We start from the raw sequence: 2,441 nt of genomic DNA on the forward strand, positions 1-2,441 counted from the left end.
GCGTTCGACGACATCTCTGTATTTAAAATGAGAATTTTTATTTATGCTGCTATAAAATAGTAGTTTATGTTATTCTTTTTCCCCAATTGTAGAAAACATTTTTACACATATAAATTCTAGTTTTGCATACCGATGTTATAACATGCTTACAAGGAGGAAAAATGATGCACTACCGCACATTGGGTAAAACTGGAATTATCGTTTCTGAAATTGGCTTTGGAGCGTGGGCGATTGGCGGCGATGAATGGGGTCCTGTTAACGACAAACAATCTATAACCGCTATGAAGAAAGCAATTGAATGCGGCGTAAACTTTATTGATACTGCTGATGTATACGGATTAGGACATAGTGAAAGGTTAGTAACTCAAGCGATAAGAGAGCACCGTAATAATATCGTTTTATCAACGAAAGGTGGTTTAATTGGACATCACTATGATCCAAGTGGAGAGCCTGTTTATAATACTCCCGAAAAAGTGATCGCAGTATTTGAAACTAGCTTACTGCGCCTAGAAACAGATTATATTGATGTTTATTTCTGTCACATTTGGTGGGATAAACAAGAAGAAACAGAAGCATTTTTACGCGCATTTGAAATATTAAAACGGGACGGAAAAGTAAGAGCTGTTGGTGTTTCAACTCACGACCTACAATATATAAAACACTTCAATAAAAACGATGAAATTGATGTTGTGCAACTTGATTACAACATATTAAACCGAAAACCAGAAAACGACATACTGCCCTACCTACAAGAGAACAATTTAGGAGCTGTTATACGCGGCCCTTTAAAAATGGGGATATTAACTGGAAAGTTTACAAATAAAACAACTTTTCCTGATGGAGATTTACGCAAAGAATGGCCAAAAGAAAAGTGGTTTCAAGAAGATTTACAAAAAGTAGAAAAATTAAGGTTACTCTCAAATAAAAATCAGACATTAGGACAACTTGCACTTCGCTACGTCCTCTCCCATCCAGCAGTATCGGTCGCAATTCCTGGCGCAAAAACAGAAACACAAGCGAAAGAAAATGCAGATGCAACTACCCGCCCGATCCTTACAGATGAGGAATTAGCGTATATTCAGTCAATATAAAACAAGACCAGCAGTTGGATTTTCCCAACTGCTGGTCTTGTTTTACTTTTAATATTGTAAATCAATATCATATTCCATTCTCTTCGCTGTTTCTTCAGCAACCCGAGCACCTAACAAATTTTTCACAATATGAAATGACATATTAATTCCGGCTGAAATTCCACCAGACGTAATAATATGCCCCTCATCTACAAACTTTACATTTTCTAATACTTCAATATTCGGAAAATCATTTCTAAAACTTTCAATACTTGCCCAATGTGTTGTCGCTTTGAAGCCATCGAGTAATCCAGCTTTCGCAAGTAAAAGCGCACCGGTACAAACAGAAGTCATTAACTTTACTTCTTTCATTTGCTCGCGGATCCAATTTGTTATTATTTCATTTTTCATTTCGTTTTCTCTAACACCTAACCCACCAGGAATAATTAAAATATCAACTGGAGGCAAGTTTTCGATACTATAGTCCGGTTGTACCTTTAATCCATTTCTCGCTGTAATCATTTCTCCATCTTGACTAACAGTATGAACTGTAAATAGTTGACCTTCACTTGTTGCTGTAACGGAAAAAACTTCAAATGGGCCCGCAAAATCTAACACTTCCACTTCCTTAAAAAGAAAAATCCCTACATTCCAGTGGCTAATCAAAAGCTCACTTCCTCTTGCAAATGATGTAATAGGGATTCATGCCCTTTTTCTAAAGCAATATCATATGCGGTTTTCCCATCATTTTTCTTAATCATTTTATTAGCACCATTTTCAAGAAGTAATATAATGATTTCTTCATCTCCTAATAACGCTGCTTCATGAAGTCCTGTCCAGCCACCACTTTGCACAGCATTCACATCTGATCCCTTTTCAATTAAGAAAGCTACAAGCTCGCTTTGCTTATTCGCAATTGCTGCTTGAAGAGGTGTATTTTCATTTTCGTTTTTTGCTCTAATATGTATTTCTGCTCCCTGTTCTAAAAAGAAACTTGCAATTTCTTTCTGTCCAAAATAAGCAGCTAAGTGAAGCGGTGTCCATCCATCTTCACTAAATGAGTTAACAACACTTGGATCCGTATTAATGATTTCTACTACCTTTTCTTTTTCCCCGCTTATGACCGCTTGTAATATTGATATGATTTGTTCCATAATGAACCTCCATGTATACAAATATTAAATACCCCTTAATAAATTCCATTAATAATCACATGTTCCTTTCTAAATAATTAAGTTTACATAATAATATTATTTTTATAATTCGTTATTCTAATAAAAAAAACAACCCACTCTTGAGTAGATTGTTTTTGAATTTCATTTTTATAATTGTTTTAAAAAATTATCATTTTCACTTGCAACTAATTAACAT

Annotated in this window: 3 protein-coding genes; 1 reads left to right on the plus strand and 2 read right to left on the minus strand. The window is 34.9% G+C overall.

All coding sequences use genetic code 11. The features are described from left to right. Nucleotides 1-164: 164 nt before the first annotated feature. Nucleotides 165-1,091: an aldo/keto reductase gene (locus AB3X48_RS21110; protein WP_016105110.1), complete on the plus strand. Its 927-nt coding sequence runs from the start codon at nt 165-167 to the stop codon at nt 1,089-1,091. Between the two features lie 48 nt (nt 1,092-1,139). Here the strand turns inward: AB3X48_RS21110 and AB3X48_RS21115 are convergent, their stop codons facing one another. Then, complete coding sequence (locus AB3X48_RS21115; RefSeq protein ID WP_088099141.1) at nt 1,140-1,736, minus strand: DJ-1/PfpI family protein; 597 nt, start codon at nt 1,734-1,736, stop codon at nt 1,140-1,142. Further along, a complete protein-coding gene (locus AB3X48_RS21120) occupies nt 1,733-2,224 on the minus strand; it encodes an ankyrin repeat domain-containing protein (protein ID WP_002161472.1) in 492 nt (163 codons plus the stop codon). Before AB3X48_RS21120 ends, AB3X48_RS21115 begins: the two co-directional genes overlap by 4 nt. Nucleotides 2,225-2,441: the final 217 nt, after the last annotated feature.

The sequence above is a fragment of the Bacillus sp. S4 genome (assembly GCF_040838205.1).
Taxonomy (GTDB): Bacteria; Bacillota; Bacilli; order Bacillales; family Bacillaceae_G; genus Bacillus_A; species Bacillus_A cereus_U.

Excerpts from the sequence above, each read along its gene's own strand:
- AB3X48_RS21110 (WP_016105110.1), top strand. The coding sequence starts at position 165 with ATGCACTACCGCACATTGGGTAAAACTGGAATTATCGTTTCTGAAATT.
- AB3X48_RS21120 (WP_002161472.1), bottom strand. The coding sequence starts at position 2,224 with ATGGAACAAATCATATCAATATTACAAGCGGTCATAAGCGGGGAAAAA.